This is a genomic window from uncultured Muribaculum sp. (assembly GCF_910583865.1).
Classification (GTDB): domain Bacteria; phylum Bacteroidota; class Bacteroidia; order Bacteroidales; family Muribaculaceae; genus Muribaculum.
Map to the genome: position 1 here is coordinate 51,383 of NZ_CAJTYX010000001.1, position 14,704 is coordinate 66,086.

Here is a 14,704-nt window from a genome sequence, read left to right on the forward strand (position 1 = left end):
AGCCTTCAAGTTAACTTAATTTAACGTCTTTATTATCATTTCCATCTCCCTTTATCCCCAATTTTGCGTTACATAATAATAGCAGCAATACAAATAGGTTTAAGAATGATGCGAAAATTTTTATCGTCTCTCCTCTTTACAATCATGACCGTAGCCACAGCATGGGCTGCCGGGCCTAATTTGGTCATCAAAGACAAGACCCATAACTTCGGCACAATACGCGAAGCCGACGGCCCTGTCACATGTGAGTTTGTACTACGCAACGACGGTGACAAGCCTCTCATAGTCATGTCGGCAAAGGCGCAGTGCGGATGCACCACGCCCAAGATTCCCAAGCAACCGATACGCCCGGGAGAATCTGCCTCACTCACCGTCACCTACGACCCCGCCGGACGTCCCGGTGAGTTCGACAAGACCATTCGCGTGCGCACTAACCAGAAGCAGAAAAACGTGATACTTAAAATAAAAGGTACAGTGTTGCCAAAATCCACACCTAAGAAAAAATGAGACTGATTCATCTTCTGGCAGTGGCAGCTCTAACATTGAGAGCGACCGATGCCGCCTCCCAACCGCAGGCTAAATGGATTAACACCACCCACAGCTTCGGGGCATTTGACGAAGATATGGGAAGCGTGACCACATACTTCAAAGTAGTGAACACCGGCGACAAGCCGTTGAGCATCCTGTCGGTGCGTGCTTCATGCGGCTGCACTTCGCCAACGTACAGCCACAAGCCTGTAGCCCCGGGTGACACCGGGCAGGTAGCCGTGACCTACAACCCTGCCGGACGCCCCGGAAAATTCGACAAGAAAGTAAGAGTGGAGACAAACACCACGCCGGCTACAACAACCCTCACGATAAAGGGTGTGGTGATTGGCGACCGACAGACTCTGCGCGCCCATTATCCCGTGGATCTCGGAGTGCTAAAGCTGAAGAATACCGTGGTACAGTTCGGCGAAGTAACCAAAGGACGCACAAAGACGGCATTCCTTGACGGATACAACCAGAGCGCCGACACGATCCGTCCGTCTCTCACAGGCCTGCCACCATTCGTGGTGGCAGACATAGCCCCTAAGGCAGTTCCACCTGGCGAACAGGTGACATTCACGTTCTTCTACGACTCGTCAAAAGCCAAGGAACAATGGGGACTCTCGACCTCGGAGGTGGTGCTCTCACCCGACAAGTCGTCGTCACAGAAAAAACCGGTGTCGCTTGTGGCCATCGTAAACGAAGATTTCTCAAAGCTTACGCCCGAACAGCGCGAGAAAGCTCCCAAGGCAGCATACTCCACCGCGACAATCGACCTCGGACGCATAAGCCGCGACGACAAGGTGCATGCCGAGCTTTTCATCGACAACTTCGGCAAGGAGCAACTCGTAATAAGGCGAATATCCTGTCCCGACGAGTTCATAACAGTGAAGTGCAGTAAAGATAAGGTCAAGCCGGGCAGCCGCGCAAAAGTCGACATCACAGTCGATGCCGATGCCATACCCGCCTCATCCTCTCTTGTCAACTCTCGCCTGACAATAATCACCAACGACCCTACCCGCCCGTCATCCCCCATCCGTATCGTCGCCGAGCTTCCCATCACAGAATAAGAGTCTGTTTAAAACAGCATATAAAAGTCAGCTCCGTGGAAGTAACCGATACTTCCACGGAGCCTGGTGTTTTGAAGCGTATATTGTATCTTATTATATCACAAGATAGAAATTTCTATTTTTTTGCCTCACCGACGGAGATACTCCTTACCATTTCCGGATCAATCGTGCCCTTCATCATGACCGCTGACAACAACGAATCTTTCATCACCAGTACCAGCAGTCGCGACAACTTATCACCTTCGCCCGTACCGTAGATGTCAACTTTCGTACCGTCGCTTTCCGACATATGGGTAAGCAGCTCCATGCCGTTACGACCGCTGTCGAGCATATCGAATGCCTTTATAGCCGAATCGTGGCTCGAAGTACTTAGCATCTCCATAGAAGTGAGCTGAGATGCCACTTCATCCATACCCGACACAGGAAGAGATCCCCCAACCATCGACAGCACATCTTTCGACAAGTACACGTATTCCACCTCCGGGAGCTTGGCGGCACGCTTGAAAGACTCCTCCTGGGCCGTCACCACAAAAGTCGTACATGCCATGAGAGCCGCCACCGCCAATGTGCGGCATAAACCGTTAATATTCATAATCTTCAGATTCATACTCCGATAGTATCGGTAAATTCTCCAGAAAACGTGCCGTTGCAATCCTGCATGAGGCTATCGTCCATCTCATCCTCGAAAAGAGTAAGATCGAATCCAAGACGCTCAAGCAACATGTCGGTCTCGGCAACCTTGCTGTCGGCCTTGTTCAGGCATTCCGACACAAGCAGCAGAGCACGCTGCGCCTCCGCCTGGGCCTCCTGCGGATCGGTAAGCTCATAGGATGCAACCGACGATTCCTTTATCAGGAACACTCCGACAGTGACAAGGATGGCCAACGAAGCCGCTACGCTCGCCCATACCATAAGACGACGGCCTCGACGACCACGACGCTCACGTCGGTCGAGCATGTCGATATGCGCGGAGAGCTGCTCCCTGAGAGCGGATGGAACAACTATTTTAGGATCGGCGCCCCTACACACCTGCACCAGCCTGTCGGCTCGCATGTCGGCCGGAATGTCCGACTCTTGCCCGGAACGGAAATAGTCCATCAGCTCCCGCTCCTGACCGCGTGTTGTGAAACCTCCGTAATAAAGGTTCAACAACTGCTTTATGTAATAGAGATCTTTTCTCATAGAATGTTGTTGGCAAATTGTTTCAATCGTCTGCGCGCACGGCTAAGAAGCTGCCGCACGTTGGCCGGGGAGAGTCCTGTAATGGCTGCAATCTCATCGACAGTACAATCGCCGTGTGAACGCAATCGTAGTACCTCCTGTTGCGAAGGCGGCAATGACTTGATCATCCGCTCGGCCATCATCAGCATGTCGGCATCCTCCACCCTGGCAAGGGGATAGTCGGATGGATCGTCATGCTCCTCGGCCACGGCGGCCTGTGGGCGTCGCTTGCGTGCTCTCAGCAAGTCGATGCTCAAGTGCTTGACGGTCATCGCACACAAGGCATCGGGCGATTCGACATGCAAAAGCTCGCGTCTTTTCGACCATAAACGTGTCACGGCATCCTGAACGACGTCCTGGGCATCATCGCTATCCTGCACGATGGCATACGCCATGCGATACATGTCGCCATAGCGGGAGAGGATGATTTCTTTAAACGTCTCGGCATCCATCACAATCATATGACGCTCCAACCATTCATTCTGTGACACTCAACTTCCGATTTTTTTAAATAAAGGGAATAATAATGACAATAGGGACAGTAAGGGCAATAAGGACATTAGGGAGATGCCCCTACTCTTTATTGACCCTATTATCCCTACTCCTCCTTTCATTTCCGTTTGCCCCAGCGGGCCTCCTGAAGAGCACTGGCCTTCTCCTCCTGGGGGTTGGCGCCGGGTGTCCAGAACACGCTCCCTTCAAGCGCGTCGGGAAGGAACTGCTGGCACACGAAATTACCGGGGTAATCGTGGGCATACTTATAGCCGTCGTGGTAGCCAAGCTCGCGCATGAGTTTCGTCGGAGCATTGCGCAGATGCAACGGAACGGGGAGGTTGCCAGTGGCACGCACACGCTCCTGCGCGGCGCCGACAGCCACATACGCCGAATTGCTTTTGGGCGACGTGGCCAGATAGATGGTACACTCGGCCAACGGAATCCTCCCCTCGGGCCATCCTACCTTGTGGAGTATGTCGAAAGTGGCGTTGGCGAGGAGGAGGGCGTTGGGGTTGGCGAGGCCGATATCCTCTGCCGCCACTATCGCCAGACGCCGTGCTATGAACTCCGGATCCTCGCCACCCTCAATCATGCGCGCAAGCCAGTAGACGGCCGCATCGGGATCGCTGCCGCGTATGCTTTTGATGAAAGCCGAGATTATGTCGTAGTGCATCTCCCCACCCTTGTCGTAGGCGGCGGGGTTCTCCTGCAAGCGTGCTGTCACAACCTCGTCATTGATTAAAATCTCGTCGCCAAGAGGCGTAGACTGCTCAAGCAGATCGAGGATGTTGAGCAGCTTGCGCGCGTCACCTCCGGAATAGCGGAAAAGCGCTCCGGTCGATTCCACTCTTACTTTCCGCTCTTTCAGCACCTTGTCGGTCGACAACGCACGGTCGAGCAATTGCCGGAGTTGCGGTTCCTCAAGCGGACGCAGCGTATATACCTGCGCCCTCGAAAGCAACGGGCGTATCACCTCGAACGATGGATTCTCCGTGGTGGCTCCGATTAGTGTCACCGTGCCGTTTTCCACTGCCCCGAGCAGGCTGTCCTGCTGCGATTTGCTGAAACGGTGTATTTCATCGATGAAAAGTATGGGCCTTCCGGTTGAAAACATGCTGCGCGCATCGGAGCGGCATTTGTCGAGCACCTCCCGCACTTCCTTCACCCCAGAGCTTACGGCGCTGAGAGTGTAGAAAGGCGACTCGGTAGTGTTGGCTATGATGCGAGCCAGAGTGGTCTTGCCAACTCCGGGAGGCCCCCACAGGATGAACGACGACACTCGCCGCGTGTCAATCATGCGACGCAGTACTGAATCCGGTCCTACGAGATGCTCCTGTCCTATATAGTCATCGAGCGTACGCGGGCGCAGACGCTCGGCCAATGGTGGCTGTATGTTCATTTCCATTTTTTCATTTATTGCACATGTCAATTGTCTCTACATGCTCTTAATCGCATTACATAGGCGATAAATCGCGTGTCACATACACAAATTTAACAATTTTCCTCCGATTTATACTCAGGAATGGATTATATGTTGGCATAATTTTGTAACTTTACCGTGCCCGGATGAAGATCCAGGACATAGAAAGGCTTCGCCGAACTATTGGCGAGCCTGAGTGTTAGTGTGGTATAGGCTTTGCGACACTTTCCGCAGGCTTTGACCGCGAAACACTTAAAAACTTTTTATTATGAGCAACGAAGGCAACGAAAAAAAGAACCGCACCGACGGTGCAAGCGTGATGCGCACGGTTTTCGGCATATTCATGATCGTGATATATGTCGGCATGGGCGTGCTGTTTCTCATCGACTTCTTCAATTGGGAGACCTCTCCGTGGGGATGGCTCAGATGGGTGGCAGGCTTCGGCCTGATCATCTACGGCATATGGCGTGCCTACAGGCAGTTTGCCGGAATCGACCGCAACATCGGCGATGATGCCTATTGAACATGGCATGCCCCACATAGACTGATTATCTCATATCCATACAATAATCCGACGTGAACCGAAAGATTACATCATTCACCATAGCCTTGTCAGCCTTGATGTTATCAGGGCTGGCAAGTTGCCGCAAGGCCCCGACCAACACAAGCACGTCGGGACTTGCCACAATCGTATGCGACGCCTCGTTCGAGAACATAATGAACCAGGAGATAGATGTATTTGAGTACACCTCTAAAGGGAAGGCCGACATCATCCCCTACTACGTGTCGGAGAAGGCCTGCATCGACTCGTTGCTCGACCTAAAGACAAAGACCATAGTGATTCCGCGCGACCTCACACAGAAGGAGAAAGACTATCTTGAAAGCCAGAAGAAGCATCCGCGCAGCAACATGATCGCCGTCGACGCCATAGCGCTCATCGTCAACAACGACAACCCAATAGAGATACTCTCCATATCGGAGATACGCGACATCCTCACCGGCAAGGTGACCAAATGGAGCGAGCTTGAGCCTACGAAGCTCGGCGACATCCAGGTAGTGTTTGACGACGAGGGGTCGAGCACCGTCAAGTACATGCGCGACTCGATCATGAAAGGCGAGCCGTTCGCACAAAACGTCTACGCGCAGAACTCTATCAGCGAAGTGTTCGACCAGGTGCAGATGCGCAAAGGCGCCATAGGCATAATCGGAGTCAGCTGGATCAGCGCCGACATGCGCACCCGCGACATGTCGCGCGACGAACGCATAAAGAGCCTCCAGGAACAAGACACCACCGTGGCCGACTTCAACCCTGCGGTCAAGGTGCTCAAAGTGCGCCGCGATGACCAGTTGCGCGCCTACAAGCCCTACCAGGCATATATCTACGACGGCACATACCCGTTGTTCCGCTCGATGTACATGATAACCACCGGAGTAAACGGATCGCTTTCCCACGGCTTCTACTCTTTCGTCACCGGCACGATAGGACAGAAGATCATACAGCGCACCGGCATACTCCCTGCCAGGGTGCAACCGCGAATGGTCTATCTCGAATAAGGCATCTCGGAGGGCCTAAATACATCCTATTTAAAATAAACCCGCCGTTATCACCGTTTAATAAAGCACAATATAAAAATCAGAACAATAACACGACAAAACAGATCTATAGACATGAAACTGAAATTCCTATTTTCTTTCTGCCTGGCCGCCACGCTGTCAGCTTCGGCTCAGCAGGGCTACCTTGACGGAATCGAGTACTTCAAGGCCGACCAGTTTGACAATGCCAAGGAAATCCTTGAGCGCAACCTCAACGCCCCCTCCACCGACAAGGCTCTCGCCTACTACTATCTCGGCGAGATAGCCCTGCACGACAAGGACTACACCACAGCCAAAGCAGACTTCGACAAGGGTCTCGCAGCCAATCCGCAGAGCGCACTCAACAAAGTTGGCCTCGGATCGCTCGCACTCCTCCAGGGCGACGTGAAAGGTGCGGAATCGCTATTCGACGAAGCCAAGAAGATCAACAAGAAGGATGCCGCCGTGCTCACCGCCATCGGCCGCGCCTACTTCAACGCCGACCCTGTGAAATATGCCAAGGAAATCGAGAAATTCGACCAGCAGGCCTATAAGGCCAACTCTAAGGAGCCTGCCATCTTCGTGCTCCGTGGCGACCGCGAGGCAGCCAACAAGGAATGGGGCGACGCGGCTGCCAACTACGAGAACGCCATCCTCTACTCCAAAGGCCTTCCCGAGGCTTACGTAAAGTATGCCAACGCCTACTTCAACGTAAATCCCGACTTCGCCATCAACAAGCTCCAGGAACTCCTTCAGGCATCGCCCAACTCCGCCCTCGGACAGCGCGAACTCGCCGAGAAGTACTACCAGAACGACCAGTGGGCAAAGGCAGCAAGTGCCTATGGCGACTACATCAAGAACCCCAACCACTTCAAGAGCGACGAGGTGCGCTATAGCGCCCTGCTTTACTACGGCAAGCACTACGACGAGAGCCTCCAGCTCGCAGAGAAGATACTCGGACAGAACCCCACCGACATGCAGAAGTTCCAGCTGATGCGTATCATCTTCCTCGACAAGAAGGATCTCCAGGACTATCCCGGCGCAGAGGTAGCAGCAGAGAAATTCTTCGCACTGAACCTCCCCAACCTGAAATATTCTTCCAACGACTACTCCTCCTACGCAGAAGTACTTCAGGAACTCGGCAAAGACTCCCTGGCCGTGCCCGCCCTTGAGAAAGCCCTCGAACTCAACCCCGACAAGACCGACATCTACAAAGCCCTCAGTTCGGCATACTCCGGAGCAAAGAACTATGACAAGGCCCTTGAGATCTACAAGGCATTTATCGACCGCGGTGACTATGTGACCAACGACCTTGTGACACTTGCCAACCGCTATCAGAACGTTGCCGCCACTTCCGAACCCGGATCGCAGAAGAAGATCGACGCCATCAACAACGCCATCGCTACCGTAGACCAGATTATCGAGAAAGTGCCCGACAACCCCATCCCCTACCGCAACAAGGCACGCATGATGCTCGTGAAGCATGACAACCAGCCTTCGGCAGAGCAGCGCGACGCTTACCTCAAGGTAATCGAGATTCTCGATCAGGATCCTTCAAACAAGGAAAAGCGCTCCGACATGTACAACGAGGCTTACTCGCAGATCGCTTCATTCTATATCTCCGAAAAGGACGTGGCTACCGCCAAGACCTATTACGAGAAAGTGCTTGAACTTGATCCCACCAACGAGGCCCTCCGCGATTATATCTCGAAGATGAAGGTCAACTGATTCCCTCGGAATCATACCTGCACACATTTGACGACAGGCTTCGGCGATACCCCGGAGCCTGTCGTTCTTTATTGATTTTTCCCATCTACCTAAAAAGGGAACAAAAAAAGCAGTGAAAACGGGTCGGAAATTGCGGAGGATTCGAGGAAAATCAGTAACTTTGTGCGCAATAAATTAAACCATATCGCCATATGTCATCATTTATTGCAGACAGAGTGAAGATGGAGGGTCTTACTTTCGACGATGTCCTCCTTATCCCCGCCTACAGCGAAGTGCTGCCCCGCAGCGTAGATCTCACCACCCGTTTTTCCCGCCGTATCACACTGAACGTACCATTGGTGTCGGCTGCCATGGACACCGTCACCGAGGCCCGTCTTGCCATCGCGATAGCCCGCGAAGGTGGCATTGGCGTTATCCACAAGAACATGTCGATTGCCGAGCAGGCACGCCAGGTGCATGCCGTGAAGCGTGCCGAAAACGGCATGATATATGACCCCGTGACCATACTCACCGGCAGCACCGTGCGCGACGCGCTGGCCATGATGGAGGAGTACCACATCGGCGGCATACCCGTAGTCGATGCCGACAAGCGCCTCGTGGGCATAGTCACCAACCGCGACCTGCGCTTCGAGCGCAATCTCGACCGTAAGGTCGACGAGGTGATGACCCGCGAGAACCTCGTCACCACCCGCCAGTCGACCAACCTCGAAGAGGCTGCCGCCATACTTCAGGAACACAAGATAGAGAAGCTTCCCGTAGTCGATAACGACGGCCGCCTGGTGGGGCTTGTCACCTATAAAGACATAACCAAGGCAAAGGACAAACCCAACGCATGCAAGGACTCCCTGGGACGTCTGCGCGTGGCTGCCGGCGTCGGTGTCACCGCCGACGTGATGGAGCGCGCCACGGCCCTTGTCAACGCAGGCGTCGACGCAATCGTCATCGACACCGCCCACGGCCACAGCAAGGGCGTCGTAGGCGTGTTGCGCCAGATTAAAGAGACTTTCCCCGAAATCGACGTGGTTGTCGGCAACATCGCCACGGGCGAAGCAGCCAAGTTCCTTGTCGACAACGGCGCCGACGGCGTGAAGGTCGGCATCGGTCCCGGCTCAATCTGCACCACACGCGTGATAGCAGGTGTAGGCGTTCCCCAGCTCTCCGCCGTCTACGACGTTGCCAAGGCTCTTGAAGGCACCGATGTGCCTCTGATTGCCGACGGCGGCATACGCTATTCGGGCGACATCGTGAAAGCGCTCGCCGCAGGAGCATATTGCGTGATGCTCGGAGGAATGCTTGCCGGCGTTGAGGAAAGCCCGGGTGACACGATCATCTACAACGGACGCAAATATAAGGCATATCGCGGCATGGGATCGCTGGAAGCAATGGAAAAGGGATCGAAGGACCGCTACTTCCAGGCCGGCGAGACCGACACACGCAAGCTCGTGCCGGAAGGCATAGCCGCACGCGTGCCCTTCAAGGGTTCGCTTTACGAGGTGACATATCAGATGCTTGGCGGCCTGCGCTCGGGCATGGGCTACTGCGGCGCCGAGAACATCGACAAACTGCATTCGGCACAGTTCACCCGCATCACTGCCGCCGGAGTGCTTGAGAGCCATCCCCACGACGTGGCCATCACGAGCGAGGCTCCCAACTACAGCGCTTCACACCAGTAATCCGCTAAAGACCTATCGCTAAAAGACAGAGATATAATAAGGAACTACAGTTCCGCGTTATATCTCTGTCGTAATTTAAAGTAATTAACATAACATACATAATGAATCTACGCAAATCGCTTATAGTGCTTGCAGCGGCCACATGTGCCACCTGCGGTGCGGATGCAAAGAAGCCATCCGATCCGGTGCTGATGACCATCGACGGCAACAACGTGCATCTGAGTGAGTTCGAATATCTCTACGGGAAAAACAACATGCAGCAGCAGTCGCCCGTTAGTGTTGACGATTATCTCGACATGTTCATCACCTACAAGCTCAAGGTGGCCGACGCCATCGCTGCCGGCATCGACACCACCGCAGCGTTCAACAAGGAATACGAAGGATATCGTCTCGACCTCGTGCGCCCTTATCTCACCGACAAGGACGAGGAAGAGCGTCTGGTGACCGAAGCCTATTCACACTATCCCGAGGAAGTGGAGGCAAGCCACATAATGGTAGCCTTGGGCAAGACACCGGAGGAGCGCGAAAAAAACAAGGCCTTCCTCGACAGCCTGCGCACGGCGGCGGTCGGCGGCGAGGATTTCTCGATGCTGGCGCGAAAATACTCCATCGACCGCTCCGCATCGCGCAACGGGGGCAGCATGGGCTACGTAGTGCCCGGACGTTTCCCCTACGCGTTTGAGAAAGCCGCCTACGATACCCCCGAGGGACAGATCTCACCCGTGATCGAGACCCCTTTCGGCTTTCATATCGTGAAGTCGGGCGCACGACGTGCCGCTACCGGTGAAGTACTCTCACAGCACATCCTCAAGCTCACCCAGGGCAAAAGCCCCGAGGAGCAGGCAAAGGCCAAGGCACAGATCGACTCGATTTATACCCTCCTGAAAAACGGAGCAGACTTCAGTGAGCTCGCACGCAAGGAGAGCGAGGATCCGGGCTCGGCACGCAACGGAGGCATGCTCCCCTGGTTCGGCACGGGAAGAATGGTGCCTGAGTTTGAGAAAACAGCGTTTGCGCTCGCCGACAGCACATTCTCCGAGCCGTTCGCCACGTCCTACGGCTACCATATCGTAAAGACCCTCGGACATCGCGGCGTGCCGTCGCTCGACGAGGTGCGCCCGCAGATCATGGCCATGATGCAGCGTGACGGACGCGCACAGATACCCTACCGCAAGAAAATGGACGAACTACACGCACGTTTCCAGCCTGCCGGAGCCGACTCGCTGAGCGAGAACGAGCTTATCGACCGTGAGGTAGCGCGCCTTGCAGCAGAGGATGCCGACTTCGCCAACCTGCTCCGTGAATACCACGACGGCATGCTCCTATTCGAGATAAGCAACCGCAAGATATGGGAAGGTGCAGCCAAGGACACCGAAGGAATCGAGAAATATTTCGAGGCACATCGAGGCGACTACGCTCTGACCGAGCCTAAATACAAGGGCTTCATGATTTATACCCCAAACGATTCAATGATGACCGTAGTAGCTGACTTCGTGAAGGCCAACGCAATCGACCGCGATTCAATCGGAGTAGTGCTGAAACGCCAATTCGACAAAGATGTACGCGTAGAGCGCGTGCTTGCTGCAAAGGGCGACAACAAGGTCGTCGATGCCGTGGCTTTCGGGGCAGAGCGTCCGGAGCTTCCCGGCAAATGGAAATGCTGGATGGCATGGGAGGGACGCCTTATAGAGGCACCCGAAGAGGCCGCCGACGTGCGCGGCGCTGTCACCACCGACTACCAGGCGCAGCTCGAACGCCAGTGGATAGAGCAGCTTAAAGCCACCCATAAGGTCAAGGTCAACAAAAAGGTGCTCAAGAAGCTCACCAAGAAATAAGATGCCTATGCCGAGGCGGCTACAACGACATCATAGAAATTAAGGACAACAAGGACTTTAAAGCCTTTTACCGATCTATATAAAGGGGTTGATGCCGGTCATGGCATCAACCCCTTTCACATCTGATACAACTGATAAGTAACAATAAGTTATAGTATTGTAAAGCGGAAATCCCCTTCAACCTTGCAGTCAGATTCAGGATTTATCCCGAAGTATTCGTGACGATATGCCTCGATGAACATAGGCATTGACACATGACGAAATGGCGGCATCCGGCATGGATGTCGCTGCAATATCTGATGTATGACAGGCTAATCGAGGCGAAAACAACGTCCATTGCATGAAAAACCAACAAGTCTCGGCTATCCCTGCGGGAAAACCGTGACCTATGATTCTGCAAGACGGGACTCAGAACATATGTCGAAAATCCACCGGAGAAGAGCCGTCCCATCACTTTCAGCCACCTCGTCGCGATGAGTGATGGCCGAATTGCCTCGGTGATGTAATCCCCGGAGACATGGTGCACAATGTCCCCATGCCTTTGCTCTGCAAAAATATCGAAGAAAACCGACAATCCCTCCCGCTCCACGGTTAATATAAGTTAAAACAATTTTATGCCAACACACCCCTACTATTTTTCGCCATAGACGGGTAAATGAAATTTGGGTGACGATGGTTGGGTTTATAGGAAAATTCGTAAATTTGAGGCTTGAATCGGGAGGCAGGCGCATGCGCCTGTCACGGTAAAGCCCATGATGATGCAGATAGCGCCTATTACAATCCCGGGAATCAGGTCGATTGCCATTTGTGCAGGCTGCTGCGTGACGATGATGTCGTGCGGTGGCCGGAGTGGTGACGACATATTGCCGGAGGGAGTACTGGCGAAGGTAGGGACTGACGAACTTACCGTGGCCGACGTGCGCGAGGTGCTCCCTTACAGCCTTACGGGTAGCGACAGCGCCGCATGGTGTCGCAGTTATGTCGACGCATGGGTGGAGCGCAAGGTGATTGGCGTGGAAGCCTCGCGGGAGATTGCCGATACCAGGCGTATCGACCGCATGGCCGAGGAATACCGCAATGACCTGCTCATGCGCGAATACCGCAGGCAGATGGCCGCACAGAACTCCTGCAAGGAGTTTGATGAAGGCACTCTCCGCGCAGAATACGACAGGAACCGTGGCATGTATCGCTGCACACAGCCCATGATGCGCGGCATTTTCCTCGCGGTAGACTCTCGTCATCCACGTCTGCACGACCTGCGCCGCTGGAGCCGGTCGACACACGCCGACGACCTTGAGAGACTTGAGAAAGAGAGCCTTGACCCGGACATGGAATATCTGTATTTCCGCGACCGATGGCTGTCGTGGGGCGACATAGCCGGCAGAGTGCCGGGAGGCGTAGACACCAATCCCGACAAACTTCTGAAACTGCATCCCGGATTCGAGGCCAGAGTCGGCGACCGCGTGTATATGCTGTCGGTGAACGAATATCTCGCTCCCGGCGAACAGATGCCGTTTGACCTCGCCCGCGAACAAGTGGCACGGATGCTCGCGTCGGAGTCTGCCGCCGACTACGACCGCACTTTGCGCGACGGCCTTGTGAGCCGCGCTTATGCCAACGGACTGGTGCGCATCAACAGAACGCTTATCCCCGGACAGGACACCGCCTCTGTGGCAGTTGACAATTGAATGAACGTATAACACAATACATAACCGATAAAGAAGTGAAAATATCAAAGCATATGATTGCCGGCGCTTTCGGCGCTCTGGCGCTGACGATGGCCGCCCAGAACAATATCATCGAGGAAGTGGCCTGGTGGATCGGAGACCAGCCTATCTACAAGAGTGAAATCGAGGAGTCATATCAGACCATGCAGTCGCAACGCAGCGACATCGACGGCGACCCTTACTGCGTGATTCCGGAACAACTCGCAGTAGAGAAACTTTTCATCCATCAGGCCGAGATCGACTCGATAGAAATTCCTGACAACCAGGTGATGCAGATGGTCGACCAGCAAGTGAACTTTCTCATCGCCAACCTCGGCACCCAGCAGAAAGTGGAAGAGTTCTACCATCGCCCGCTGCCTGAAGTGCGCGAGCAGCTCCGCGACATGATACGCAACCACCAGCTCGTCGAGGAAGTGCAGAGCTCCCTGACAAAGGATGTCAAAGCCACCCCGAGCGACGTGCGCCGCTACTTCGCATCGCTACCCAAGGACAGCGTGCCTTTCGTGCCGATGCAGGTGGAGGTAAAGATCATGACCCTCAACCCCGTGATACCGCGCGAGGAGATTGACGAGGTGAAAGCCCGTCTGCGCGACTATGCCGACCGTGTCAACAAGGGCGAGAGTGATTTCAGCACCCTCGCCATCCTCTACAGCGAGGATGGCAGCAGCCTGCGAGGCGGTGAACTGGGCTTCATCGGCCGCGCGAACCTTGAGCCTGAATACGCCGCAGTGGCCTTCAACCTCAATGACACCAAGAAAGTGTCGAAAATCGTCGAGACCCAGTTCGGCTACCATATTATCCAGCTTATCGAAAAGCGTGGCGACCGCATCAACACACGCCACATACTGTTGCGACCGAAGGTTTCAGACAAGGACCTCACAGATGCCGTCAACCGTCTTGACACGGTGCGTCAGGAGATTCTTGCCGAGAAGTTCACCTTCGAGGATGCCGTCCCCTACGTGTCGCAGGACAAGGACACCCACAACAACCGAGGTCAGATGGTAAACCAGGAAAACAACTCCACCCGATTCGAGATGGGGCAGCTTCCTCAGGAAGTCAGCCGTACCGTGGCCGACATGAGCGTAGGTGAGATATCGAAGCCTTTCATCATGAAAGACCCTAAGCGCAACCGCGACATAGTGGCTATGGTGAAACTCACAAACCGTATTCCTGGCCACCGCGCCAACATGAGCGATGACTACCAGCTGATAAAAGATCTCTACGAAAGCCATGCCAAGGAAGAGATCGTCAAGAAGTGGGTCGAAAAGAAAATTGCCGATACCTACGTGAAGATCGAGGACGGATGGCGCGACTGCGACTTCAAGCATAAAGGATGGATCAGACAGGGCGTCAACCAAGACTCCGCCAACGGCGAGAAAGAATGACACGCTGCCGTTGAAGTATTGTTTATCATGACATGTTCAATCAGGATTCG

Annotated in this window: 13 protein-coding genes; 9 read left to right on the forward strand and 4 right to left on the reverse strand. The window is 54.2% G+C overall.

Annotation, left to right across the window (positions count from 1 at the left end):
* Positions 1–144 precede the first annotated feature (144 nt).
* Together QZ303_RS00165 and QZ303_RS00170 are read left to right on the forward strand one after the other, a co-directional pair.
* Positions 145–507: a DUF1573 domain-containing protein gene (locus tag QZ303_RS00165; RefSeq protein ID WP_295727643.1), complete on the forward strand. Its 363-nt coding sequence runs from the start codon at positions 145–147 to the stop codon at positions 505–507.
* A complete protein-coding gene (locus QZ303_RS00170) occupies positions 504–1,598 on the forward strand; it encodes a DUF1573 domain-containing protein (protein ID WP_295727644.1) in 1,095 nt (364 codons plus the stop codon). The genes QZ303_RS00165 and QZ303_RS00170 overlap by 4 nt, the downstream gene beginning before the upstream one ends.
* A 115-nt stretch (positions 1,599–1,713) precedes the next feature.
* Here the strand turns inward: QZ303_RS00170 and QZ303_RS00175 are convergent, their stop codons facing one another.
* The 4 genes from QZ303_RS00175 to QZ303_RS00190 form a co-directional block, all read right to left on the reverse strand.
* The gene (locus QZ303_RS00175; protein WP_295727646.1) at positions 1,714–2,205 is read right to left on the reverse strand and encodes a DUF4252 domain-containing protein; all 492 of its coding nucleotides are present in this window, start codon (positions 2,203–2,205) and stop codon (positions 1,714–1,716) included.
* Entirely contained in the window at positions 2,202–2,780 is a 579-nt protein-coding gene (locus tag QZ303_RS00180; protein ID WP_295727648.1) for a hypothetical protein, read from the reverse strand. Before QZ303_RS00180 ends, QZ303_RS00175 begins: the two co-directional genes overlap by 4 nt.
* Complete coding sequence (locus QZ303_RS00185; RefSeq protein WP_295727650.1) at positions 2,777–3,310, reverse strand: sigma-70 family RNA polymerase sigma factor; 534 nt, start codon at positions 3,308–3,310, stop codon at positions 2,777–2,779. The genes QZ303_RS00180 and QZ303_RS00185 overlap by 4 nt, the downstream gene beginning before the upstream one ends.
* A 119-nt stretch (positions 3,311–3,429) precedes the next feature.
* Positions 3,430–4,713 carry a replication-associated recombination protein A gene (locus QZ303_RS00190; RefSeq protein ID WP_295727787.1) on the reverse strand — a complete coding sequence of 428 codons (1,284 nt, stop codon included), beginning with the start codon at positions 4,711–4,713 and terminating at the stop codon, positions 3,430–3,432.
* A 289-nt stretch (positions 4,714–5,002) separates the two neighbouring features.
* Here QZ303_RS00190 and QZ303_RS00195 point away from each other — a divergent pair, with 289 nt between their 5' ends.
* The 7 genes from QZ303_RS00195 (at position 5,003) to QZ303_RS00225 (ending at position 14,654) form a co-directional block, all read left to right on the forward strand.
* Positions 5,003–5,257, forward strand: coding sequence for a hypothetical protein (locus QZ303_RS00195; RefSeq protein ID WP_295727652.1), 255 nt, complete (start codon positions 5,003–5,005; stop codon positions 5,255–5,257).
* Between the two features lie 53 nt (positions 5,258–5,310).
* Positions 5,311–6,288, forward strand: coding sequence for a substrate-binding domain-containing protein (locus tag QZ303_RS00200; protein WP_295727654.1), 978 nt, complete (start codon positions 5,311–5,313; stop codon positions 6,286–6,288).
* A 114-nt stretch (positions 6,289–6,402) separates the two neighbouring features.
* Positions 6,403–8,034, forward strand: a complete 1,632-nt coding sequence (locus QZ303_RS00205; protein WP_295727655.1) for a tetratricopeptide repeat protein — start codon at positions 6,403–6,405, stop codon at positions 8,032–8,034.
* Positions 8,035–8,225: 191 nt separating this feature from the next.
* The gene (gene guaB, locus QZ303_RS00210; protein ID WP_295727657.1) at positions 8,226–9,707 is read left to right on the forward strand and encodes an IMP dehydrogenase; all 1,482 of its coding nucleotides are present in this window, start codon (positions 8,226–8,228) and stop codon (positions 9,705–9,707) included.
* A 101-nt stretch (positions 9,708–9,808) separates the two neighbouring features.
* Complete coding sequence (locus QZ303_RS00215) at positions 9,809–11,542, forward strand: peptidylprolyl isomerase (RefSeq protein ID WP_295727659.1); 1,734 nt, start codon at positions 9,809–9,811, stop codon at positions 11,540–11,542.
* Positions 11,543–12,294: 752 nt separating this feature from the next.
* Positions 12,295–13,230, forward strand: a complete 936-nt coding sequence (locus QZ303_RS00220) for a hypothetical protein (RefSeq protein WP_295727661.1) — start codon at positions 12,295–12,297, stop codon at positions 13,228–13,230.
* A 35-nt stretch (positions 13,231–13,265) separates the two neighbouring features.
* Positions 13,266–14,654: a peptidylprolyl isomerase gene (locus QZ303_RS00225; protein ID WP_363322798.1), complete on the forward strand. Its 1,389-nt coding sequence runs from the start codon at positions 13,266–13,268 to the stop codon at positions 14,652–14,654.
* Positions 14,655–14,704: the final 50 nt, after the last annotated feature.

Coding starts and splice junctions, on each gene's coding strand:
- QZ303_RS00215 (WP_295727659.1), top strand. CDS start 9,809: ATGAATCTACGCAAATCGCTTATAGTGCTTGCAGCGGCCACATGTGCC.
- QZ303_RS00205 (WP_295727655.1), top strand. CDS start 6,403: ATGAAACTGAAATTCCTATTTTCTTTCTGCCTGGCCGCCACGCTGTCA.
- QZ303_RS00165 (WP_295727643.1), top strand. CDS start 145: ATGACCGTAGCCACAGCATGGGCTGCCGGGCCTAATTTGGTCATCAAA.
- QZ303_RS00195 (WP_295727652.1), top strand. CDS start 5,003: ATGAGCAACGAAGGCAACGAAAAAAAGAACCGCACCGACGGTGCAAGC.
- guaB (WP_295727657.1), top strand. CDS start 8,226: ATGTCATCATTTATTGCAGACAGAGTGAAGATGGAGGGTCTTACTTTC.
- QZ303_RS00170 (WP_295727644.1), top strand. CDS start 504: ATGAGACTGATTCATCTTCTGGCAGTGGCAGCTCTAACATTGAGAGCG.
- QZ303_RS00220 (WP_295727661.1), top strand. CDS start 12,295: ATGATGATGCAGATAGCGCCTATTACAATCCCGGGAATCAGGTCGATT.
- QZ303_RS00190 (WP_295727787.1), bottom strand. CDS start 4,713: ATGAACATACAGCCACCATTGGCCGAGCGTCTGCGCCCGCGTACGCTC.
- QZ303_RS00180 (WP_295727648.1), bottom strand. CDS start 2,780: ATGAGAAAAGATCTCTATTACATAAAGCAGTTGTTGAACCTTTATTAC.
- QZ303_RS00175 (WP_295727646.1), bottom strand. CDS start 2,205: ATGAATCTGAAGATTATGAATATTAACGGTTTATGCCGCACATTGGCG.